General features: G+C 37.5%; 20 protein-coding genes. 7 read left to right on the forward strand and 13 right to left on the reverse strand.

The window, feature by feature from the left end; all coding sequences use genetic code 11:
- Window positions 1–5 precede the first annotated feature (5 nt).
- The 3 genes from FNL60_RS09175 to FNL60_RS09185 form a co-directional block, all read right to left on the reverse strand.
- Window positions 6–1,037, reverse strand: coding sequence for an ABC transporter permease (locus FNL60_RS09175; protein WP_002280002.1), 1,032 nt, complete (start codon window positions 1,035–1,037; stop codon window positions 6–8).
- A gap of 10 nt (window positions 1,038–1,047) precedes the next feature.
- Window positions 1,048–1,962: an ABC transporter permease gene (locus tag FNL60_RS09180; protein WP_002262739.1), complete on the reverse strand. Its 915-nt coding sequence runs from the start codon at window positions 1,960–1,962 to the stop codon at window positions 1,048–1,050.
- Window positions 1,963–2,067: 105 nt separating this feature from the next.
- Window positions 2,068–3,717, reverse strand: coding sequence for a peptide ABC transporter substrate-binding protein (locus FNL60_RS09185; protein WP_002280003.1), 1,650 nt, complete (start codon window positions 3,715–3,717; stop codon window positions 2,068–2,070).
- Window positions 3,718–4,008: 291 nt separating this feature from the next.
- Here FNL60_RS09185 and pbp3 point away from each other — a divergent pair, with 291 nt between their 5' ends.
- Window positions 4,009–5,250 (forward strand): D-alanyl-D-alanine carboxypeptidase PBP3, encoded by a 1,242-nt coding sequence (gene pbp3, locus FNL60_RS09190; RefSeq protein WP_002263988.1) that lies wholly within the window; start codon window positions 4,009–4,011, stop codon window positions 5,248–5,250.
- 250 nt (window positions 5,251–5,500) lie between these two features.
- On the opposite strand, the gene FNL60_RS09195 is transcribed toward pbp3, so the two are convergent.
- The 10 genes from FNL60_RS09195 to FNL60_RS09240 form a co-directional block, all read right to left on the reverse strand.
- The gene (locus FNL60_RS09195; protein ID WP_002263987.1) at window positions 5,501–6,274 is read right to left on the reverse strand and encodes a hypothetical protein; all 774 of its coding nucleotides are present in this window, start codon (window positions 6,272–6,274) and stop codon (window positions 5,501–5,503) included.
- Window positions 6,275–6,566: 292 nt separating this feature from the next.
- Window positions 6,567–7,982: a Fe-S cluster assembly protein SufB gene (gene sufB / locus FNL60_RS09200; protein WP_002262743.1), complete on the reverse strand. Its 1,416-nt coding sequence runs from the start codon at window positions 7,980–7,982 to the stop codon at window positions 6,567–6,569.
- Window positions 7,983–8,002: 20 nt separating this feature from the next.
- The gene (sufU, locus tag FNL60_RS09205) at window positions 8,003–8,437 is read right to left on the reverse strand and encodes a Fe-S cluster assembly sulfur transfer protein SufU (RefSeq protein ID WP_002262744.1); all 435 of its coding nucleotides are present in this window, start codon (window positions 8,435–8,437) and stop codon (window positions 8,003–8,005) included.
- Window positions 8,424–9,653 (reverse strand): cysteine desulfurase, encoded by a 1,230-nt coding sequence (locus FNL60_RS09210; protein WP_002271229.1) that lies wholly within the window; start codon window positions 9,651–9,653, stop codon window positions 8,424–8,426. Before FNL60_RS09210 ends, sufU begins: the two co-directional genes overlap by 14 nt.
- Window positions 9,654–9,657: 4 nt before the next feature.
- On the reverse strand, window positions 9,658–10,920 hold the full coding sequence (gene sufD, locus FNL60_RS09215; protein WP_002263985.1) for a Fe-S cluster assembly protein SufD: 1,263 nt from the start codon (window positions 10,918–10,920) through the stop codon (window positions 9,658–9,660).
- Window positions 10,921–10,957: 37 nt separating this feature from the next.
- A complete protein-coding gene (gene sufC, locus FNL60_RS09220) occupies window positions 10,958–11,728 on the reverse strand; it encodes a Fe-S cluster assembly ATPase SufC (RefSeq protein WP_002262747.1) in 771 nt (256 codons plus the stop codon).
- Between the two features lie 73 nt (window positions 11,729–11,801).
- Window positions 11,802–12,962 carry a rhamnose-glucose polysaccharide biosynthesis protein RgpB gene (rgpG, locus tag FNL60_RS09225; RefSeq protein ID WP_002262748.1) on the reverse strand — a complete coding sequence of 387 codons (1,161 nt, stop codon included), beginning with the start codon at window positions 12,960–12,962 and terminating at the stop codon, window positions 11,802–11,804.
- Between the two features lie 5 nt (window positions 12,963–12,967).
- Window positions 12,968–13,690 (reverse strand): adaptor protein MecA, encoded by a 723-nt coding sequence (gene mecA, locus FNL60_RS09230; RefSeq protein WP_002263984.1) that lies wholly within the window; start codon window positions 13,688–13,690, stop codon window positions 12,968–12,970.
- An 89-nt stretch (window positions 13,691–13,779) separates the two neighbouring features.
- Window positions 13,780–14,625 carry an undecaprenyl-diphosphate phosphatase gene (locus FNL60_RS09235; protein ID WP_002275187.1) on the reverse strand — a complete coding sequence of 282 codons (846 nt, stop codon included), beginning with the start codon at window positions 14,623–14,625 and terminating at the stop codon, window positions 13,780–13,782.
- A 57-nt stretch (window positions 14,626–14,682) separates the two neighbouring features.
- On the reverse strand, window positions 14,683–16,584 hold the full coding sequence (locus FNL60_RS09240) for a DUF2207 domain-containing protein (protein ID WP_002280004.1): 1,902 nt from the start codon (window positions 16,582–16,584) through the stop codon (window positions 14,683–14,685).
- Window positions 16,585–16,735: 151 nt separating this feature from the next.
- On the opposite strand from FNL60_RS09240, the gene FNL60_RS09245 reads away from it, so the two are divergent.
- The 6 genes from FNL60_RS09245 to FNL60_RS09270 all read left to right on the forward strand — a co-directional run bounded on the left by FNL60_RS09245 (window position 16,736) and on the right by FNL60_RS09270 (window position 22,722).
- The gene (locus tag FNL60_RS09245) at window positions 16,736–18,289 is read left to right on the forward strand and encodes an ABC transporter substrate-binding protein/permease (RefSeq protein ID WP_002280005.1); all 1,554 of its coding nucleotides are present in this window, start codon (window positions 16,736–16,738) and stop codon (window positions 18,287–18,289) included.
- Window positions 18,289–19,029: an amino acid ABC transporter ATP-binding protein gene (locus tag FNL60_RS09250; RefSeq protein WP_002280006.1), complete on the forward strand. Its 741-nt coding sequence runs from the start codon at window positions 18,289–18,291 to the stop codon at window positions 19,027–19,029. Before FNL60_RS09245 ends, FNL60_RS09250 begins: the two co-directional genes overlap by 1 nt.
- Window positions 19,030–19,329: 300 nt before the next feature.
- Window positions 19,330–19,920, forward strand: coding sequence for a VanZ family protein (locus tag FNL60_RS09255; protein ID WP_002266995.1), 591 nt, complete (start codon window positions 19,330–19,332; stop codon window positions 19,918–19,920).
- A 195-nt stretch (window positions 19,921–20,115) separates the two neighbouring features.
- Window positions 20,116–20,835 carry an ABC transporter ATP-binding protein gene (locus tag FNL60_RS09260; RefSeq protein WP_002262755.1) on the forward strand — a complete coding sequence of 240 codons (720 nt, stop codon included), beginning with the start codon at window positions 20,116–20,118 and terminating at the stop codon, window positions 20,833–20,835.
- Window positions 20,832–22,055, forward strand: coding sequence for an ABC transporter permease (locus FNL60_RS09265; protein WP_018110183.1), 1,224 nt, complete (start codon window positions 20,832–20,834; stop codon window positions 22,053–22,055). Before FNL60_RS09260 ends, FNL60_RS09265 begins: the two co-directional genes overlap by 4 nt.
- A 25-nt stretch (window positions 22,056–22,080) precedes the next feature.
- Complete coding sequence (locus FNL60_RS09270) at window positions 22,081–22,722, forward strand: TetR/AcrR family transcriptional regulator (protein ID WP_002275849.1); 642 nt, start codon at window positions 22,081–22,083, stop codon at window positions 22,720–22,722.
- Window positions 22,723–22,833 lie beyond the last annotated feature (111 nt).

The raw sequence follows: 22,833 nt of genomic DNA on the forward strand, positions 1-22,833 counted from the left end.
TCCTCCTAGTCTTGTCCTGATTTTGGATCAAATGCATCACGTAAACCATCTCCAAGTAAAATAAACGCTAAAGAAATAAAGACTAAAGCAAGAGCCGGTAAGATGATTTGATAAGGGTAATATTGTAAATTTTCTTGAGCATCAGAAATAAGAGAACCCAAAGAAGACGTTGGTGGTTTTACTCCTAAATTGATAGCTGAAAGAATAGCTTCATACATAATGGCAGAAGGAATCGTCATCATAATTTGCACAATAATAACACCAGAAATATTGGGTAAAATATGTTTAAAAGCAATTTTAGGACTGCTTTCACCTAAAGTTCTGGCAGCTAAAACAAAATCCCTTTCCTTATATGATAAGGTCATGTTTCGAACCTGCCTTGCCATTGAAGTCCAACCCGTTAAAGCAATGGACAAGATAATTGCAATAATCCCATTCCCTAATAAAAGCCCTAACATGGTTACGATAATTAGATTTGGAACAGAAGAAATAATTTCAATAATCCGCTGCATAATGATATCAACAGCACCGCCAACATAACCCGAAGTCAGACCATAAACAACCCCAATAAGTAAGTCAATGCAGGTAGCAGCGACTGCTACTAAAAGCGAAATACGAACACCAACAATAATCCGCTTACCTAGACTGCGTCCCAAACTATCGGTTCCCAAAAGGAATGTTTTCCCTTTTGGAACGGCTTGATCTTCATAGACATTGGATGCCTTGCTAGAGCCTGGCATCTGAAAAACACCATTCCAACCCGGAATACCAAGACCGCTATTAGGCGGCAAATTACTATAAGTTGATACCTTGTCCGAATCAAAACTATTAGCATCTTTTTGTGATACAAACAAAGGAGATACCAAAGAAAAAGAGATTAATAAGGTTAAAAACCAAAGTGAAACAACTGCTAACTTATTTTTCTTTAACCGTCGCCAAGCATCTTGTAAGAAAGATAGAGCCGGCTTTTCAATTTTTTCTTGTGCTTTGGTACTTCCTGCCCCAATGAGCACAAACTCTCTATTTTTATCTGACATGTCACTCTCCTTACTGCAAACGAACGCGCGGATCAACAATGCTGGTAACGATATCTGTCAATAAGATCATACTCATCAACATAACAGCATAAACAATCGTCGTTCCCATGATAACAGGATAATCATTGGAAGGGATGGAATTCACAAACTGCTCCCCGATACCCGGAATCGAAAAAATTCTCTCAATCAACACAGAACCTGTTAAAAGATTAGCAGCCATAGGACCCACTAAGGTCAAAACAGGAATCATTGAATTGCGATAGGCGTGATGATTGGCAACCTGACGTTCTGTCAAACCTTTAGCACGCGCCAGTTGAATGTAATCAGAGTTCAAAGCTTCAATCATCTCACTTCTAACAAAACGAGTTGTTACTGCAAATGGATTAAATGATAACGCCAAGGTCGGCAGAATGGTTTGAGCAAAAGAGCCCCAACCAGATACAGGTAAGAATTGCAGACGATAGCCAAATGTATTCAACAAGAAAACAGCCAAAATGAAAGAAGGAACAGAATAACCAAGTGTTGAAATGACACTTAGGAGGCCATCTATTTTATCATTTTGATGACGCGCAGAAAGAGCACCTACAATCAAACCCATTCCAACACCTAAGACAAGTGCTTGTAAACCAAGTTGGGCAGAAATACCTAGCCTTTGAACAATAAGTGTCGTCACAGATTGATTGGTATATTGAAAACTAGTTCCTAAGTCACCTGTGAAGACATTTTTCAAATAGAGCAAATATTGTTGCCATTGAGGTTTATCTAGACCATATTGAACGTTCAGAGCAGCAATAGCATCCGGACTTAATTTGGGATTGTTAAAGGGAGTTCCTTTCATCGCTTTCATGAGAAAGAAAGTAATAGTGACAACTATAAATAAAGTCAGCAAAAGAATTCCCAAACGTTTAAGAATATATTTGAGCATAATGATTCCTTTTCTTTGTTTTTATCGGCGAAAGCTCTCCAATAAAAACAAGAACTGGCATCAAGCCAATCCTTGCCATGTGTAAAAGTGTTGTTATCTTAAAAGTTATTTCTTATAAGCATAGGTGAAGTCCACATTCAAACCTGTAGAACTGCGAATCAGACCCTTGATACTTGGATTTTGCAATGACTTCGTACTGCGGAAGTAAATTGGATTAACATTTGCTTCATCAAATAAGGCTTTTTCTGCTACTTTATAATCTTCAGCTGCCTTTGTAGGATTTAAGGCATCCGTTGTAATTGCTTTTTCATAGGCCTGATCATAAGTAGAATTTACGAATTTTCCACCATTATAAGGTGAACTTGTCGTGAAATTACTGTAGAAGGTCGAACCTTCTGGATAGTCGCCGTCCCAAAGAGACATGACAATCTCAAAGTTTTGATTTTGTGTATCTTGAATACGCTGTTTGAACGGCACGAATTTTTCTTCAATTGTCAAACCTGGAAGCGCCTTTTCCCAAGCTCCTTTAATATAGTCAAGACCAGATTTAGCTACAGGTGAATCAGCATCGGAAGTCACTGTAAATTTCACTGATGTTTCGCCAATCTCTTGCAAACCTTCCTTAAAGAGTTGTTTTGCTTTGGCGGCATTATAAGTATAGCCCGGTGCCACATACTTAGAAAGATCCTTACCATCCACTTTGGCCAATTTATAAGGTGCTACGCCAGTTGCTGCGCGTGAACCTGTTGGTATCGCTGTTTCTACATAAGCCTTACGATTAGTTGCATAATTCAGTGCTTGGCGAATTTTCTTATTAGCTAGAGCTTTGTTAGTGCCTGTTTGGTTATACTGCATGTAAGCAGTTGTTGCTTCAAAGACATCAACGACATCTTTGTTGCCCTTGTTAGCTTTGAAAAGAGCTGGAGTATTTGAAATATTAGCTGTATCTAATTCACCACGCTTATACATTTGAACAGCTGTCTCAGGTTTTTTTACCGTTTGGAAATTAATGGTATCAATTTTGACCTTGTCAGCATTCCAGTAATATTTATTCTTTTTCAGTTTAAAACTGCCGTTGGTGCCATTCCAGCCACTTAAAGTGTAAGGTCCTGAATAAATTTGACTCTTGGCATTGGTCCCATATTTACTACCGACTTTATCAACAAAGGATTGTTTTTGTGGCATAAAGCTTGTGAAAGCAAGCAGATATTTCATCTGAGGAGTCGGTGATTCTAAGGTGAAGATAACTTTATTTCCATCAGCCTTAACTCCGAGTTCATTAAGATCTTTAATGTCACCGCTATTAATGGCTTTGGCATTCTTTACATGAGACTCAACAGCAAGACCTGAATATTCTGAAGCTGTCTTTGGATTAACCATACGCTGCCATGAGTAAACAAAATCCTTAGCTGTAATGGCACTACCATCGGACCATTTGATGCCCTTGCGCAATGTTGCTGTGTAAGTTAAGCCATCTTTTGACACTTCCACTTTTTTAGCAAGGTCAGGGGCTGGTTTGCCTTTATCATCAACACGCAACAGATTACTTCCTGAATTTCCAATCGCGATACCAGAATAAGTATCTGTACTTTTTGAAATATCCAAAGAATTGATATCAACTGGGGTATACCAATTAATCTCATCTTTTGAAGTTTGTTTGTTCCCGTTTCCACAGGCTGCTAAAATAGCTGCTGAAGTAACAGTTACCAGCCCTAAACCAACACGTTTCCATGGACTTTTCTTTATTGCTATCATAATGTCTCCTCTTTACTTTTCAATAATCTGAAAATTGAAACTAATATCATTTTTATTTTAGCGCATTTCTTCCCTTTTAGCAAGCTTCTGTCAAGGAAAAAATTGGTTTTGAATCTTCCAATTTATGAACGATATATAAATAAATTTAAAATACAATCGCGATCTCCTAAAAATCAGTTTTATCGTCCTACTCCTAAAAAAATAGTCCAATTTCTCTTCTCTATTTAAGGGTATTAGATTTTTTAGGAAAAGCATATTCACTCTTAAAATTATGCTATAATTAAATTTATGATGAAAAAGATTGTATGCTTACTATTTATTTTAATATCCCTAATCGGCTTTGGGGTAAAGGCTGAAGAGAACTTTGATGTCTCTGCTAAGCATGCCATTGCTGTTGAAGCTAATACAGGAAAGATTCTCTATGAAAAGGATGCCGATACCACTGCCGGTATTGCTTCTATTACTAAAATGCTGACTGTTTATATGGTTTATAAGGAAATTAAATCTGGTGATCTCACCTGGTCTAGCAAGGTTAAGATTTCTGACTATCCTTATAGTTTGACAAAGGATTACAGCGCCAGCAATGTCCCCATGGATGCTAGAGAATATACAGTAAAAGAATTAGTAGAAGCTTCTATGATTGCTAGTGCCAATAGCGCTGCTATCGCTTTGGCTGAAAAAGTTGGCGGTACTGAACCTAAATTCGTTGATATGATGAAAAAGCAACTACAAGAATGGGGAATTACAGATGCCAAGCTAGTTAATGCTTCTGGTCTTAACAATAAAACTTTGGGCGATCATATCTATCCCGACTCCAGCTCTGAAGATGAAAACATGATGAGTGCCAGAGATGTTGCTATCGTCGCTCATCACCTAATCAAAGAATTTCCGCAAGTTCTAAAAATCACGGAAAAAACAAACAGTGATTTTTCAGGAAATAAAATGGAAACCTATAATTATATGCTGCCAAATATGCCTTATGCGCGTGAAGGTGTTGATGGTCTAAAAACAGGAACAACCGAATTAGCAGGTGCTTGCTTTGTAGCTACTTCAAAGGAAAATGGTATGCGCCTGATTTCTGTCGTTTTAAATGCCGACAAGTCTGATAGTGATGATGACGCCGCACGTTTTCAAGCAACTAATAATTTATTAAACTATGTCAACAATACCTATGAACCCATCACACTTATTCACAAAGGTCAGACGTATCAAGGAAGCAAGGTCAAGGTGATTGATGGCAAAAGAACAACTGTTCCTGCTGTCGCTAAAAAGAATTTTACCGTCATTCAAAATAAACTATCTCATAAAAAAAATACTGTTTCCATCGCTTCTAAAAAAAATGGTTACACAGCAGTTATTAAAAAAGGACAACTAATCGCAAAGGCTACTTTTAAAGATGACAATCCCGTTGGTCAAGGCTACCTAGAGACACCACCGAGTATCCCATTAGTTGCTAAAAAAGAAGTGAAGCGCAGCTTCTTTCTTAAAGTCTGGTGGAATCATTTTGTCAGATACGTCAATGAGAAGTTATAATGAAAAAGAGTCTGGTGACAAATCAAAAGCAGTGAGACTTGAATCATAACCACCCGTTAAACGGGTGGTCTGCACTAGGGCTATAAGCCCAAATTATCAGCCAGCATCTTTAGGCGCTGGCTGATGTGCTGATGTATGGAATTATAATCCTTCTGTTCCATTCTCTGATTACTGCTAAAACAAGCTGAGGAGTTTTATTCTTTTTCAGTTTACAAAACCTAAAGCTCAATCAGTAAGACGAACAAGTTATCTAAGCATCCGAATCAGATACAGAAAATTGAGAATCTGAAAGCTTATTCCACCTCGAAAATTTACCTTTGGCTATCATATCAAGCTGTCCCCTGCTACCAGCATAAGATAAGCTCAACTTAAATGTTTTTAAATGAAAAGTTTTCTTGTCAAAGGTAACTTCAAATCCTTTCTTCAACTCTGACTGACTAACCCCCCTCAAATAGAGATTCAACTCTTCCTTAAACAAAGAAACGATATCTACATTCTGACTGCGTAAGCCAAGCCTATAAACATTGCCACTTTGCTTAAGAACTAAATCGTCCTTCATGGTATAGAGTACTTTTAAAAAATTAAAATAACTAGGATGAACCCGATAACTGCCTGCAGCGTTTGACTTAGTCCAATTGCCGTCTTTAGAAGTCCGTGATTGAGAACTGTTTTGGTTACCAACTAACTCTTGATAACTATCCACACCATTAATTGTTTCTTCAATAATAATGTTAGCTCTATTAATACTAGCAGCATAAGAATCATACCCAATATCAGCTGTCATGGTCTGATGTTTTCGAGTACGTGATTCTACGTCAGTCGTCATATCAAAATGCACCGTTTCTACAGAACGATTGGCTCTTTTGACTTTCTTAAAGAAATCGCTGACAGTCATCTTATCATCTCGTTTGTTCACTGCTTGCTGCGCTTTTTTAATAGACTGATTAACATTTTGAAGATCACAAGCTGTCACTATCAAAAGACTAACAAAGAGGCTTATAAGAATGATAAACTTTCTTTTCATCTTGTCTCCCTTTACAACTAAAAATAAATTCTTATTTCTTTTATTCTAACATTTTTTGAAACCCCTTTCAAATCCACTATCTCTCCCTTGTGAGTTTAGTGAAAGAATAGATTAATTTGTTAAGGACTGCAGAACAAAATTTTGAAGTTACCATTCATCTGCCCCTTTACCTTTAGTTATTTTATCAATCTGCTGGCTTCCTACTTGATTTAAAGCTTACTTTAATGTAAATAAAAAAGCTTTAAAAACAATGAGCTATCATTGTTTTTAAAACTTAATCATAACGTTTTAATTAACCAACTGAACCCTCCATCTCATAGGAAATCAAACGATTGAGTTCAATCGCATACTCCATCGGAAGTTCCTTGGTAAAAGGCTCAACAAAGCCCATGACAATCATTTCAGTAGCTTCTGACTCCGTTAACCCACGACTCATGAGATAGTAAAGCTGTTCTTCTGAAATTTTTGAAACCTTAGCTTCATGTTCCAGAGCAACTTGTGAATTGTGGATTTCATTAAAAGGAATGGTATCAGATGCTGAAATATCATCCATAATGATGGTATCACATTCAATATGACTAACAGATTTTTGAGATGACTTATTGAAAGATACTTGCCCACGATAATCTACCTTTCCTCCACCTTTAGCAATAGATTTGGAGACAATAGAAGAACTGGTATGAGGAGCGTTATGAATCATCTTAGCTCCTGTATCCTGATGCTGACCACGATTGGCAAAAGCAATGGATAGCATGGTGCCTCGCGCACCTTCTCCGTCAAGATAAACAGATGGGTATTTCATGGTTGTATGGGCTCCCAGATTACCATCAATCCATTCCACCGTTGCGTTTGTCATAGCTTTGGCTCGCTTAGTGACCAAATTGTAAACATTATCTGACCAGTTTTGAATGGTTGAATAACGCATATAAGCACCATCAAGGGCAAAAATTTCGACAATAGCAGCATGCAGACTGGCCGTTGAATAAGTCGGTGCTGTACAGCCTTCCACATAATGCACGCTGGCACCTTCATCAACAATAATCAAGGTCCGTTCAAATTGTCCCGTTCCTTCATTATTGATACGAAAGTAAGTCTGCAATGGAATATCTACTTTAACACCTTTTGGCACATAGATAAAGGTTCCACCTGACCAAAAAGCTGAATTTAAAGCTGCTAATTTATTATCAGTTGGCGGCACCAATTTTGCAAAATATTTTTTGAAAAGTTCAGGATATTCTTTAAGAGCTGAATCAGTATCCGTAAAAACAATACCAAGTTTATCATATTCTTCTTTCATATTATGATAAACAACTTCTGATTCATACTGAGCTGAAGCTCCAGCTAAATAAGCACGTTCCGCTTCAGGAATACCAATCTTTTCAAAAGTATCTTTGATTTTTTCTGGAACTTCCTCCCATGAACGTGCTGGTTTATCAGTTGGTTTTTGATAGTAAATGATATCATCAAAATCAATACCTGTTAAGTCAGGACCCCATTCTTGCATAGGCATTTTATAAAATATCTCCAGCGATTTAAGACGGAAGTCCAACATCCATTCTGGTTCACCTTTGATACGGGATATTTCTCGAACAGCCTCTTTCGTCGGACCTTTTCCAGTTGATGCAATCGGTTTAACATCATCATGAAAGCCAAATTGATAGTCTCCTATGTCAATTGGCTTTGGTTCTACTCTTTCGTTTTCTGGCATAATACCCTTTCCTTAATTCTTTAATTTTCTTGTCGCTCAATAGCTTTCTTAAGGGCATTCCATGCCAAGGTTGAGCATTTGATACGTTGAGGAAATTTGGAAACACCCGCAAGAAATGCTGCATCTCCCAATTCCTTTTGTCTATCATCTTTTTCCCCTTGAACCATTTTAGAAAAGATATCTGCTAATTCAAGGGCTTCTTTTTTAGTCTTGCCAATGACAGCGTCTGTCATCATACTGGATGAAGCGGTTGAAATCGTACAGCCATCACCTGCAAAGGCAATATCTGATATTTTATCACCATCAAATTTAACCGATAAACTGATGACATCACCGCAAGTGGGATTATTAAGATTAACCTGTTCCACATCTTCTAAAAAACCATGATGATGAGGATTTTTCGAATGATCCCCGACAACTGCCATATAAAGACTATCTAATCTAGAGAGTGCCATTAAAGAACTCCTTTGTTTTAAGAATCGCTTCTATTAATTTGTCACAGTCTTCTTTTGTATTATAAATATAAAAACTTGCACGTGCTGCTGAATGAAGACCTAAATAATTGATCAGTGGCTGTGCACAATGATGTCCTGCACGAACAGCAACACCTTCATAATCAAGTGCTGTTGCTACATCATGAGGATGAAGACCCTCCAAATTAAAGGAAATGACCCCGATATGCTTTGCAGGATTCTCAGGTCCATAGACTGTCAACTCTTTAATAGCTTGCAACTTAGGCAAAACATAAGCCACTAATTCTTGCTCATGAGCCTGTACCTGTTCCATTCCCAATTCTGCTAAATAATCAAGTGCTGCACCAAGAGCAATGGCTCCTGCAATATTTGGTGTTCCTGCTTCAAACTTCCAAGGCAAGTCCTTCCAAGTGGTCTTTTGTTCATAGACAAAATCAATCATTTCACCGCCAAATTCAACAGGACTCATTTGCTTAAGAATGTCTTCTTTACCATAAAGAACACCAATACCAGTAGGTCCTAGCATCTTATGACCTGAAAAAGCAAAGAAATCACAGTCTAAGTCTTGAACATCAATAGTCATATGAGGTGCCGATTGTGCCCCATCAACAACCATGTAGGCATTGTGCTGATGAGCCAGCTGTGCAATTTCCTTGATAGGATTGATACAGCCTAGCACATTAGAAATATGGGTTAAACTAATAAATCTTGTTTTAGCAGAAACTTTATTTTTAAGATCTTCTAAATCAAGCTGCCCATCTTTTAAATAAGCATAAACTAACTTAGCACCCGTTTTCCGGCAAGCTTCCTGCCATGGAACGATATTAGAATGATGTTCCATGACAGAAATAAGAACTTCGTCATCTGCTTGTAACACTTCCTCAGCAAAACGAGCAGCCCAATTCAAACCTGTTGTTGCCCCCCTCGTAAAAAGAATTTCTTTAGTTGAGTCAGCATTGATAAAACGACGGACTTTTTCACGAGCAGCTTCGTAAGCAGCTGTTGCTCTTTCAGCCAAGCTATGGACGCCACGATGGACATTAGCATTATCCTGTCTATAGTAATCATTCAAACAAGCTAAAACCTGTTTTGGCTTTTGAGTTGTAGCTGCATTGTCAAGATACACCAAAGGTTCATCATTGACAATTTGTTTTAAAATGGGGAAATCCTGTTTCATCTTTTGAGTATCTAATGTCATGATTTTATCTCTTATCCAATTTTTCATCCAAAACAGCAATCATTTCGTCACGAACAGCTTTAACAGGAATTTCAGTAATGACTGTTCCAAGGAAACCACGAATAACCAAACGTTCTGCTGTTTCTTTATCAATGCCGCGACTCATTAGATAATACATATCTTCTGGGTCAACTTGTCCAATAGACGCGGCATGCCCTGCTGTGACTTCATTTTCATCAATAAGAAGAATAGGATTAGCGTCACTTCTGGCTTTATCAGAAAGCATGAGGACACGACTTTCCTGCTGAGCATCTGCTCCTTTAGCTCCCTTGATAATATGACCAATACCATTGAAAGTTAGCGTTCCACGTTCCAAGATAACCCCGTGTTGGAGAATATGCCCGATAGAGTTATTGCCGTAGTTGGTCACTCGAGTGTCAATTCCTTGAATTTGACGACCGCTTGACGCCGCAACAACTTTCAACTCAGCATGACTGCCATTACCGATAAGATCGCTGTCAAAATCAGCAATAACATTGCCTTCATTCATGACACCAAGTGCCCAATCAATGCTGGCATCATTATCAAGACGCCCGCGACGGCTTATATAAGTTGTTATATTATTACCCAAACGATCAATAGCAGCAAATTTCACTTGACTGCCTGCCTGTGCTAAAACTTCAACTGCAATATTGGCAGTAGCCTTTACATCGCTATCCCCAATCGTCTCAAAACGCTCCAAATAATTAACCTTGGCATGGCGTCCAGCAATGATTAAAACATGCTTATTCAGCGGAACATTGCTAGTACTGTCCTGCAGAAAAATCCCTTCTAAAGGCAGGTCAATTTCAACATTGTCAGGCACATAAAGAACGGCTCCACTGTTAAAATAAGCTGTATGATAGGCCGACAACTTATCTTCATCAAATTTAAGAGCAGTGGCAAAATACTTCTCAATGACCTGTGGAATTTCTTCTAGAGCTGAATGAAAATCTGTAAAAACGACGCCTTGTTCTACAAGCTTTGCCGGCAAGCTTTCCAAAACCGTTTGTGTGCCAAGCTGAACCAACTTAGGATTCTCTCCAAAGGAAGTGAAGTCTGGAACATTAGCCGAAATTGGACTTTCAGTAATCGTACCGTCCCCCAAATTCCAACGTTGAAATTTAACACGTTCAATTCTTGGAAGCTCTAAGTCATCAATCTTATCAAAGGCCGCTAAGCGTTTTTCTTGTAGCCAAGCAGGCTCTGCCTTAGATTGTGAAAATGTTAAAATAGATTCTTTTGTCATTTGTTACTCCCTTTCTTTCTTGTTAAGAAGTTACAAATTAGACTTCTTCGCTGTATTCAAGACCGAGTTCTTCAGCGATTTGGGCATAACCTTCTTTTTCGAGTCGAGCTGCCAGCTCTGGTCCGCCAGATAATACAACACGACCATCCATCATAACATGAACAATATCTGGTGTGATGTAATTAAGCAGACGTTGGTAGTGGGTAATAATCATAGCACCAAAGCCTTCACCACGCATGGCATTAACTCCCTTAGAAACGACCTTAAGGGCATCAATATCAAGGCCAGAGTCAATTTCATCGAGAAGGGCAAATTTAGGCTCTAACATCAGTAATTGCAAGATTTCATTGCGTTTTTTCTCACCACCAGAAAAGCCTTCGTTAAGGTAGCGCTCTGCCATTTCTTCTTTCATCCCCAGCAATTCCATTTTTTCATCCAGTTTCATGATAAAATCACGAACAGAAATCTTCTCATCATCTTTCTTACCAGCATTCATTGCCGCACGGATGAATTCTGCATTAGTAATTCCTGGAATTTCAGACGGATATTGCATGGCAAGAAAAAGCCCTAAGCGAGCTCGCTCATCAACTTCCATTTCCAAAATATTTTCACCGTCAAGTAAAATTTCTCCTTGTGTCACTTCAAAAATGGGATTTCCCATAATAGCTGCTGAAAGCGTTGATTTCCCAGTCCCGTTAGGCCCCATAATGGCTGCAATTTCACCTGTTTTCAAGGTCAGATTAACACCTTTTAAAATTTCTTTATCTTCAATAGAGACATGAAGATCTTTTATTTCGAGTACAGACATTGTACGCTCCTTTCATTTATCATTATTCATTATAACAAAAAAAGTCCAATTGGACTTTCTTCTTGTCTAAAAATTACTTTTTCTTCTTACGGCGATATTTAGCTACTACTTCTTGACGGTAATCACTATTGCCAATAAAAGCCAATAGTCTGAAGAGTGGTGTTCTTTTAGGTCCCCAAATCTCTAAACCTTCAATAAAAATTTCCAAAGCAAAGGCAACACCAATCATAAGAAGGATCCCACCCAGACGACTGGATACATTTAAAAGCAGAGATACCAAAGAGAAGAACATAGCAATGCCATAGACGACTAAAACAGCTCCGCGATGAGTGAATCCCATAGCAAGCAATCTATGATGTAAGTGCATATTATCAGCTTCGTAAAATTTCTGACCTGATAAGGTTCGTCTGATAATGGCGACCGTCGTATCAACAATAGGAACTCCTAAGACAATGATAGGGGTGACAACAGCAACCGCCGTTGCATTTTTTAACCCTTGAAGAGATAAAACCGAAATCATAAAACCAATAAATAAAGCACCAGTATCACCAAGATAGATAATAGCAGGATGGTAATTATAAGGAAAGAAACCAGCAATAGCAAAGATCAAAACAAAAATAGTAAGTGTTAAAAAAATATCGGTATCATAGAGAAAAAAATAAGATACCAATCCCATAGTGGTCAGACTAATCATCGAAACACCACTAACCAAACCATCCAAACCATCAATCAAATTAACAGCATTAGTAATGGCAACAACCCACAAAATCGTTAAGAAGAAACTCAAGAAAGGATTAAAGTGGAGCATGGGACCACCAAAAGGAATCTTAAAACTATCAAATCGAAAGTCTGTAAAAATCCAAATAATAACAGCACCAAGCAAAATACCTAAGAATTTTATTTTAGGTGAGAGTTCATAAACATCATCAATAAAACCTGTCAAGGCAATCACTAAGGCACCAAGAACAACTGGTAAGATATATTCAAAATAGGATTTTCCTCCGATTTGCGTTTTTAGAATCATGGGCATAAGAGCCAATGTTGCAATCACAAATGAAATAATAATGGCAAGTCCGCCAGCACTAGGCATAGGGACCTTATTAATCCGTCTCGCATTTGGATTATCAACTGCCCCCACCCTAAAAGCGAAAAATCTAACTAAAGGAGTCAAAACAAGTGAAGTCAAAAGCGTCGCAATTAGTACAAGAACAAATTTTAAGGTAATTGGTATCATCTAGCTTATCCAATCATTTGTAATTCTTGCAGAGCATCTGCTTTAATGAGCTGAACTCCATGTTCTAATAGATAAGCACGTGTCTTTGTTCCTCTACCAGCATGCTCCAACATTCTTGCAAACATAAGATCAGCATAATAGTCAGGTTTATCTTCGAGATTAAGCAGAACAGTCATGTGATAAGCGTCAGACTCCTTAAAAAGTTCTGAAGCCTCTACATCATAGTCAACTGTCTTAGCAAAACTTATGACTTGCTGAATATTAGGAAAATCCAGCACAAAGTGAACGTAATCTCTTTTTTCCTTAGTTTCACCTTTTTCCTGCTGAGTCTTCTCTTCTTCTCTTTTTTCAATTTCAGCCAATTTATCCAGAGCTGCAGCATCCCCTTTTTCACGCATGGTTTCCTCCAAGGTATTAAAGAAATCCTCCGGGGACATTTTTGAAATATCATCAAAATCAGACAAATCCTCCAAATTAAGATTTTTATTGATTTCTGACTTAGTGACAAAAACATCAATGCGATCATTCCTTGGTGTTACTCGAAAGCTTAACATCCCACTGTCCTTGAAATTTTCAGGCAAGTCCAGCTCATCCATAACAGTATAGAAAAATTCTTCCGTCTTTTCCTGCGGAATCAAGAAATCTTTTAATTCCATGCCTCTTTCTTCTAAATCTTCCATACTGATGGTGATTTTTAATGTTGTTTCGCTGATTTGTTTCATTTCCATAGTCTTTACCTCATACGAGTAGTTATTTCATTATACAAGAAAAGCCCATTTTTTTCAATTTTAGAGCAGGCAAAAATGACAAACAAATTTCAGCCAAATAAGACCTTCATTAAGCCATAAAATAAAAGAAATATCCCCAAACCAATACGGTATTTCCCAAAGAAAGTAAAATCATGGTTTTTAACGTAATCTGTTAAGAAGCGAATAACGTAAAGGCTGACTGCAAAGGCAACTAACATAGCCACTAGTAAAATGAAAAGTTGACTACCAGTTAGAATCGTGCCTGATACAATAAATTTAAGCACCTTTACAAGGCTAGCACCAAACATAATCGGTATTCCGAGAAAGAAAGTGAATTCTGTTGCGACTTGCCGACTGGTTCCCAGCAAAATACCACCTAAAATAGTTGCTCCTGATCGGCTTGTTCCCGGAATTAATGACAGCACCTGAAACAGACCAATGAAAAAGGCCGTTTTATAAGGCAAACTTACCAAATGAGTTACCTGCGGTTCAACACCTTGATGGCGTCTTTCAACGTAGATAAAGGCAATACCATAAAGAATCAGCATCAAAGCAACGCTAAAGAAATTTTGGAAATGTGCATCCAGCCAGTCATCAAATATGAGGCCAATCACAGCTGCTGGCAAAGCTGATAAAATAACCTTTGCCCAAAGCTGCCAAGTAATCTGCACTTCACGCGCTGTTTTACCGCTTTTAAAAGGATTTAAACGATCAAAATAAATAACAACAACCGCTAAAATAGCACCGAGCTGTATCACTACATTAAACATATTGGTAAAAGCTGCATTGGCATTGTTAAAGTGAATAAATTCTTCCACTAAAATCAAATGCCCAGTACTTGAGATAGGAAGCCACTCGGTAATTCCCTCCACAATCCCAAAAATAATAGCCTTAATGATTTCAAAAAACAACATCTTTTCTCCCTTTTATTTACTTCTTATGAGTCAAATTTACTTTACTTGTTTACTAAGTTAGAAGGCTCCGCCGCCTCCACCGCCTCCGCCTCCGGAGAAACCACCGCCGCTTGAGCCGCCAGACGATACCGAAAAGTTTGAAGCACTCGTAGCAGTTGAGGTATAGGTTGATAAATCTGCGGTTGACTGTCCCACATAGTAACTCGGGTTGATCTCAAGATAAGTATTCATTTGTGGGTTCTGCAAATGAATATTTTTAACTTTCAAATAATTTTGAACACGTTCAGCATATCCGTAAAGGGTGGCATAGACCAAAATACGGTTCCAGATAATAACCCCTTCAAGTTCGACATCATCAAATCTCTTAATGTCACGAATCATATTCTCAAAAGAATCCCAACCCTGTTTGATAGCAAGGCCTTCTTGCGTAAGAAGACTTGAAACATTATAATAATCATCTTTTCGACGATAGAAAATCAGAAAAAGACTGGCTACAATAAGCAATAACAGATTGGTCCCAAGCCCCAGCCAATAACCCTTGACAAGAGCAAAAGCTCCTACAAAAAAGGCAAACAACATGGCAGTAGATGCAAAGAAATAAACCAAGATAAGCTGAGTCTTTTCTTCGCCCGTTCTCTCGCGATGAATATCATTCAAACTCAAAGAGCTTATTTTATTTTTAACAGCCTTATCTAACTTCTCCATACGATTTTCAAACAAATGGAGAATATCACCGCCCCGTCTGCGAATTTCTGTCTCATTGCTGCCCTTGAAAATGCTTTTGTCAATTTTATAATCATCAAAAGCACCATCAATAGGCATGGTCTTTTTATTATCACCATAAACAAAAATAAGAAATCTCTTTTCATAGCTTTCTAGTCTATTCCAATCAGGAACAAAAAAAGATTTATGATCATCTGCAATGACTAGTTTTCCTTGATCAATCAAATCTAAGAGGCTAGCTTGAATCAGCTGTTTAAAACCTAAATCATATCGCTTCCGCTTAGTTTTCAAAGGAGATAACTCTTGAATTTCTAAATCATAAACATAACGAGAAAGAATCAAAGGGGGTAAGTCAGCCGGCGGATTGAATAAATGCATATGCCTTGCTGCTTTTCTCTGTCCTAATACCACTTTCCAAGTAGCATAGAGAACAATAGAAATAAAAATAAGGATGGCGCTGACCATCGGAAACAGCCAGCCGACTAAAAGAGGATAAAATTTCTGACGTCTGGCAATTTTAGCTTCAAGAGCTTGAAACTTTGATAATCTCTTGCTTGACTTGTCGGTGGCAGCAGCAAAATCCGAACGTTTCCAATAAGCATGCAGTTCCAACTTTTTATTCTTGCCAAGACCCTCAATATTAACTTCATAGTTTCCATTTTTTTGAGTGACTTTAGGCTGCTTTTTAAAGTAGCCTGTATGAGCATGGAACCTGCTTACAGCCAGAAAATTTGAAGGTCCCTTAACTGTCAGGACAACCTTATCCAAAGGAGCATCCCAATCACTAATTGGTGTCCAATTAAGTTCAGCAATATCAGAATAAATAGTTGTGACATGGTGAAGTTTCCACTTTAAAGAAAGGACAACACGATCACCGCTATGTCCGCCATTATAGACTTTAGCGCGATAGCCATCTGACAGCTGTTCTATTTTGGTCTTTATCGGGCGTTTTGTCAATTTTCCCTGCTCGTTAACCTCATAGGCTTTCACTTCAGGATTGCTATTAATTTTAAATCCTTTAGGTACATTACCTGCTGAACCCAAGGTAACGTATTGGCCATTGTAGGATGAAGCAAAATCATAAACAAGATCCTGTTGAAAAGTCGCTGTATTATCTTTATTAAGTGTCAGCCTTCCCCAATAAAGTCTGATATTATAATCAACATCCTTAGCTGAAACAAAGCTAGTTGTTACCAAAGATAAACAAGTTGCTAAGAAAAGCAGTAATTTCTTCATTTATAAACCTCAGTATATCAAGAATTCTTTTTTTATTTTATCATAAAACCCAGTCAAAGATAAACCTTCTATTTTTAGATAGTGATATTGAAATACGCTACTTTTTGCTGTAAAATGATAAAGTAAAAAATTTTATACAGGAGTCTTCTGAATGAAAAAGACAATTTTAAGCTGTCTGGCTGCCCTTTTCATGCTGTTTATTGGTGTGACAAATGCTCAGGCAGACAACTACCTACGTGTTGGAATGGAAGCAGCTTATGCGCCTTTCAACTGGACCCAAGACAATAGCAGCAATGGGGCTGTACCTATTGAAGGAACAAAGCAATACGCAAACGGCTACGATGTTCAAACAGCCAAAAAAATTGCTAAAGTTCTGGGCAAAAAACCACTCATTGTTAAAACAAAATGGGAAGGACTTGTGCCAGCCCTAACATCCGGAAAAATTGATCTGATTATCGCTGGAATGAGTCCAACCAAAGAACGCAAAAAAGAAATTGCCTTTTCTAATAGCTACTATACTAGCGAGCCTGTTCTTGTTGTACGCAAAGACAGTAAGTATGCCAAAGCCAAAAATCTCAATGACTTCTCAGGCGCAAAGGTGACCTCCCAACAAGGTGTTTATCTTTATAATTTGATTAATCAGATTCCTAAAGTATCTCGGCAAACAGCTATGGGAGACTTCTCTCAGATGAGACAGGCCTTAGCTTCTAATGTTATTGATGCTTATGTCTCCGAACGTCCTGAAGCGCTGTCATCAACTAAAGCAAATTCAAACTTTAAAATGGTCTCTTTAAAAAACGGTTTTAAAGTAAGCAAATCCGATGTTACTATTGCTGTTGGTATGCGTAAAGGTGATCCACGAATAGAACAAGTCAACGCTGCCTTGGATCAATTTCCTCTAAAAGAGCAAATATCTTTAATGGATAAGATCATCCCAATGCAGCCTAGTCAAAATAACAGTGATCAAAAAGAAAGCAAATCTAACTTTTTCGACCAAGTCAGCAAAATTGTCAAAAACAATTGGAAAGCTCTTCTTCGTGGGACAGGTGTTACTTTACTCATTTCAATTATTGGTACAATTGCCGGTTTGATTATCGGCCTTCTTATTGGTGTTTATCGTACTGCTCCAAAAGCATCCAATCTTATCTTAGCTTGGTTACAAAAGATTTTTGGCTGGTTACTCACGGTTTATATTGAAGTCTTCCGAGGAACACCTATGATTGTACAAGCCATGGTTATATACTACGGAACGGCTCAAGCTTTTGGGGTCTCTCTTGATCGCACACTTGCTGCTATCTTTATTGTCTCTATCAATACAGGTGCTTATATGAGTGAAATCGTTCGTGGCGGCATCTTCGCCGTTGACAAAGGACAGTTTGAGGCTGCAACAGCACTTGGTTTCACCCACAGACAAACCATGAGAAAGATTGTTCTTCCGCAAGTTGTCCGCAACATTCTCCCTGCGACAGGTAACGAATTTGTCATCAACATCAAGGATACCTCTGTTTTGAATGTCATTTCTGTTGTAGAACTCTATTTTTCAGGTAATACTGTTGCAACCCAGACTTATCAATACTTCCAAACCTTCTTTATTATCGCTGTCATCTACTTCATTTTAACCTTCACAGTAACGCGTATTCTTCGTTTGGTTGAAAGAAAAATGGACCAAGATAATTACACCAAAATTGAAGGAGAAACAAACTAATGACTGACATTATTTTAGAAATTGACCATTTAAAAAAATCCTTCGGCAAAAATGAGGTTCTCAAAGACATTTCTCTAACAGTCAAAAAAGGGGAGGTCATCTCTATCATTGGATCTTCAGGATCTGGTAAATCAACATTTTTACGCTCTATTAACCTCCTTGAAAAACCTACTGGAGGTAAGATTCTCTATCGCGGACAAAATGTGCTTGAAAAAAATTATGACTTAACCAAATATCGTGAGAATTTAGGGATGGTGTTCCAATCTTTCAATCTCTTTAACAATCTTAATGTTCTTGAAAATGCCATAGTTGCCCAAACAACCGTCCTCAAGCGCAATCGTACAGAAGCAGAAAAAATCGCTAAAGACAACCTCAACAAAGTTGGTATGACTGAACAGTATTGGAAGGCAAAACCCAGTCAGCTTTCAGGCGGGCAAAAACAGCGGGTTGCTATCGCGCGCGCCCTGTCTGTAAATCCAGAGGCCATTCTCTTTGACGAACCGACATCTGCTCTTGATCCTGAAATGGTCGGTGAAGTTTTAAAAACAATCAGAGATCTAGCCAAATCAGGACTGACCATGCTGATTGTTACTCACGAAATGGACTTCGCCCGCGATGTATCAGACCGCGTTATCTTTATGGATCAAGGTGTCATTGCAGAAAGCGGAAAACCTAAACAAATCTTTGAAAATCCTCAAGAAGAACGCACTAAAGTTTTCTTACAGCGTTTTTTGAAGTAAACTTATCTAAAATCTGCTAGGCAAACTTAGCAGGTTTTTTAGTTTTACAATTTTCGCCGTAATAATTAAGAAACTGCTTTATTAAATAGACATCATCAATCAGCTCTTGAAACACATAATAACCCACTTAAAGAAAGATTAAGATTATATCTTTATAATCATAGTCAAGCAAATTCAAACGAAATATACCAAAGTCAAAAGAAAAGACTTAATGGGTTTCATTTGAATTGATACTCTTTAAATTAGTAACAAACTTTTCTTTAGTGAGTATTAACGGAGAATCAAAAAGGAGGTCTAACTATGATAACTTCACAAAAAAATGGATTGCAAAATTTACCTCTTTTCTTTTTTTCCTTTGTAATATCAAAATGGATTTACGATCACTTTCTCATTTCTTATGCTCACTATATTGCTAATTACGGCATGAGTTTTGCCTTAAGGCTTAATATCATTATTACCTTTATCTTAACTTATTTTACTTTTGTTTTTCTAAAGTTTTGCCAGACACAGCAAATCCGAAACACAAGCATCATGATCTGTTACTTAATTTACATTTTGATGCTCATTTATGTTATCTTTCTAAAAGACATTGGTGCTCAAGGACTCTCGCTTAATCCTCTTTCCTTTATTACCGAAATAGCTAATGGCAGTAAATTTGTCCCCGTCATGAATCTACTTATGTTCATCCCTTTAGGTCTTCTGTTTCCTCTGTCAAAAACCAATTTATCTTTCTCTTTGTTGGGACTTTTATTAATAGAAAGTTGTCAATATATGTTTCATTTGGGAACACTTGATTTGGGTGATGTCACCTTAAACCTTCTTAGCATTGCTATTGGCAATACCTTGCATTTCCAGTTACAAAAATGGATAAAAAATTATAGAAGCAATTAAATTTAAGAAAATTTTGTTTTTAAAATACTACAAGAGTAAGAAGAGCCATTATCGCCTTACTCTTGTATTTTTGTTTCGTTTAAAAATTTTTGTAAAATGAGTTAATTTTTCTTGACAAGTGAGTGAACACTTACTATAATGAGTTAAGTACATAAGTAAGCACTCACTCACTTTATTTTTTAGAAAGAAGTCTTTATGGAAAAATTACTAGATTTACAAGCTATTCGAAAAAATTTTGGTCATCAAGTTATCCTTAACAATATTAATTTCAGTTTGGATGCTGGTGAAATTATTGGCTTGATTGGTCCATCCGGTGCCGGAAAATCAACTATGATTAAAACCATGCTTGGAATGGAAAAAGCAGATGAAGGGGAAGCACTTGTTCTCAACCATCATATGCCAAATCGGCATATCTTAGGAGAAATCGGCTACATGGCACAATCCGATGCGCTTTACGAAACACTTTCTGGTTTGGAAAATATGGAATTTTTTGCTCAAATGAAGGGCTTAACTAAAATAGAGATTCCCCAAGCCATTGATCACGCTACCCAAGTTGTTGATTTATCCGAACATCTTAATAAGTCAGTTGCGGGTTATTCGGGAGGAATGAAGCGCCGTCTATCTTTAGCCATTGCCCTTCTGGGAAATCCCAGACTCCTTATTCTTGACGAACCAACTGTTGGTATTGATCCCGCATTGCGTCGCAAAGTCTGGAAAGAGCTACGCCAATTAAAAAAAGATGGTGTAGGTATTTTAGTTACAACACACGTTATGGATGAAGCTGAATTAACAGATAAGGTTGGCTTATTACTAGATGGAAAAATTATGGCTTTTGATAGTCCAAATAATTTAAAATCCATCTATGCTGTTGATACTATTGAAGATGTTTTCTTGAAGGCAGAAGGAGAATTATGATGAGAATTTTAGCCATTTCAAAAAAAGTACTACTAGAATTATTACGTGATAAACGGTCTCTGATACTTTTGTTTTTAGCACCCATTTTCATCATGTGGCTGATGAATACTGCCTTTTCTGCCAGTACAGATACCCATGTTAAGATAGCTTCTGTTAATGTCTCTGATACTGTCACAAAATCACTAGATGATGTCAAACATATTAGTAGCAAGGATTATAAAACTGAAAAAGCTGCTAAAAAAGCTTTAAAAGATGAAAAAGTTGATGCCATCCTTATTTACAAAGATAAGGAAAATTATAAGGTAACTTATGCCAACACTGACCCCAGTAAAACTAGTTTAACGCGGCAAGCTATTAAAAGCACTCTAAAACAGACGCAGGTTCAAGAATTGGTTCAAAATCTCAAAAAAGCACAGCAAGCAAGTGCTCAGGCCGCTAAGAAAGTACAGGAAGCACAGGCCAAAGCTGCTCAAGCTCAAGGCAATCCTGCACAGTCCGGAATTAATAGCGGAATACAGGCACAAGCCGCAAGTAACACTGGAGATAAACAAACTAAAGTCAATACCAAACAAACCAAATTTGATTTGTCTGAAAATTACATTTATGGAGATAAGGATACCACTTTCTTTACTAAGATGACGCCAATTCTTATGGGCTTCTTTGTCTTCTTCTTCGTCTTCCTCATCTCAGGCATGGCTCTTCTTAAAGAGCGCACGACAGGTACACTTGATCGTCTCTTAGCTACACCAGTTAAACGATCTGATATTGTCTTTGGTTATATGCTATCTTATAGTTTCATCGCAGCACTGCAAACAACAGTTATTGTTTTGTCAACTATCTGGCTTTTAGACTTAGACGTTCTTGGTAGTATGGGAGATGTTATTGTTGTCAATATTCTCTTTGCTCTCGTTGCCCTATCCTTTGGTCTTTTGCTGTCCACCTTAGCCCAGTCAGAATTCCAAATGATGCAGTTTATTCCTATTGTTATTGTTCCACAAATCTTTTTTTCAGGCATTATTCCTCTAGATTCCATGGCAGACTGGGTACAATCTCTCGGTAAAATTTTACCTCTCTATTACGCTGGACATGCTCTATCAAAAATTATTTTAAATGGTACTAGTATTTTTGAACTTGAACCCGACTTGTTTGCCCTTCTTATCTTCTTAGCCATTTTAACGGCGCTTAATGTTATTGGACTAAAACGCTACCGCAAGGTATAATAAAAGAGATAAGAGTGAGGTAATTATGAAAAACAACACGATTTTAAACAACTATCAGGATTGGCTAGAACATCACAAAATGCCTGCGGGGAAAAAGAAAACATTGGTCGCTGCTATTGAGCTCTTTTCTCAGCAAGGCTATAATGGGACTTCAACTGCCCAAATTGCAGAAAAGGCTGGAATTAGCCAAGCAACGATTTTTAAATATTTTAAAACCAAAAGTGACCTCCTATCAGAAATTATGCAGCCTATGATTCCTGAACTAAAAAGAGATTTTTTCCCAAAATTGCAAACTTATACTAAACTTGAAGAAGTTGTTCACTTTATTGTTCAGGATCGTTTTCAATTTTTGGCTCAGAATGCTGACCTTATCAAAATTCTTATCCAAGAAGCTCTTGTCAATGTAAAATTACGAAAAACACTGTTAACCAATATTCAACTTACAATCTCAAAAGATTTCATGGCTTATTGGCAAACGTTAAAACAGATTAATCCTCAAATTAATCCTAATCTCAGTGGTATTGAGGTTATCAGAACCAACGTTGGCTTACTCTTTGCTTACTTCACACAGCGTTTTATTTTAAATATTCCAACACCATCAGAACAAAAGGATTTACTTCTAATTGAAAAACAAATTTTAACTTTGCTGATACTTGATACACATTAAAAGATCTATAAGTCTTCTATTTAGTCCTGAAACTAGACTAGAAAAAAACTCCCAATTTCCACAAATATGAAAGTTGGGAGTTTTTTCTGCTATCAGATAATCAAACATCTG

This window comes from Streptococcus mutans, from assembly GCF_006739205.1.
Lineage (GTDB): Bacteria > Bacillota > Bacilli > Lactobacillales > Streptococcaceae > Streptococcus > Streptococcus mutans.

Coding starts and splice junctions, on each gene's coding strand:
- mecA (WP_002263984.1), bottom strand. CDS start 13,690: ATGGAAATGAAACAAATCAGCGAAACAACATTAAAAATCACCATCAGT.
- FNL60_RS09255 (WP_002266995.1), top strand. CDS start 19,330: ATGATAACTTCACAAAAAAATGGATTGCAAAATTTACCTCTTTTCTTT.
- FNL60_RS09250 (WP_002280006.1), top strand. CDS start 18,289: ATGACTGACATTATTTTAGAAATTGACCATTTAAAAAAATCCTTCGGC.
- sufC (WP_002262747.1), bottom strand. CDS start 11,728: ATGTCTGTACTCGAAATAAAAGATCTTCATGTCTCTATTGAAGATAAA.
- FNL60_RS09175 (WP_002280002.1), bottom strand. CDS start 1,037: ATGTCAGATAAAAATAGAGAGTTTGTGCTCATTGGGGCAGGAAGTACC.
- FNL60_RS09195 (WP_002263987.1), bottom strand. CDS start 6,274: ATGAAAAGAAAGTTTATCATTCTTATAAGCCTCTTTGTTAGTCTTTTG.
- FNL60_RS09245 (WP_002280005.1), top strand. CDS start 16,736: ATGAAAAAGACAATTTTAAGCTGTCTGGCTGCCCTTTTCATGCTGTTT.
- FNL60_RS09235 (WP_002275187.1), bottom strand. CDS start 14,625: ATGTTGTTTTTTGAAATCATTAAGGCTATTATTTTTGGGATTGTGGAG.
- rgpG (WP_002262748.1), bottom strand. CDS start 12,962: ATGATACCAATTACCTTAAAATTTGTTCTTGTACTAATTGCGACGCTT.
- FNL60_RS09265 (WP_018110183.1), top strand. CDS start 20,832: ATGATGAGAATTTTAGCCATTTCAAAAAAAGTACTACTAGAATTATTA.
- FNL60_RS09210 (WP_002271229.1), bottom strand. CDS start 9,653: ATGACATTAGATACTCAAAAGATGAAACAGGATTTCCCCATTTTAAAA.
- FNL60_RS09260 (WP_002262755.1), top strand. CDS start 20,116: ATGGAAAAATTACTAGATTTACAAGCTATTCGAAAAAATTTTGGTCAT.
- FNL60_RS09185 (WP_002280003.1), bottom strand. CDS start 3,717: ATGATAGCAATAAAGAAAAGTCCATGGAAACGTGTTGGTTTAGGGCTG.
- sufB (WP_002262743.1), bottom strand. CDS start 7,982: ATGCCAGAAAACGAAAGAGTAGAACCAAAGCCAATTGACATAGGAGAC.
- FNL60_RS09180 (WP_002262739.1), bottom strand. CDS start 1,962: ATGCTCAAATATATTCTTAAACGTTTGGGAATTCTTTTGCTGACTTTA.
- FNL60_RS09270 (WP_002275849.1), top strand. CDS start 22,081: ATGAAAAACAACACGATTTTAAACAACTATCAGGATTGGCTAGAACAT.
- sufD (WP_002263985.1), bottom strand. CDS start 10,920: ATGACAAAAGAATCTATTTTAACATTTTCACAATCTAAGGCAGAGCCT.
- sufU (WP_002262744.1), bottom strand. CDS start 8,437: ATGGCACTCTCTAGATTAGATAGTCTTTATATGGCAGTTGTCGGGGAT.
- pbp3 (WP_002263988.1), top strand. CDS start 4,009: ATGAAAAAGATTGTATGCTTACTATTTATTTTAATATCCCTAATCGGC.
- FNL60_RS09240 (WP_002280004.1), bottom strand. CDS start 16,584: ATGAAGAAATTACTGCTTTTCTTAGCAACTTGTTTATCTTTGGTAACA.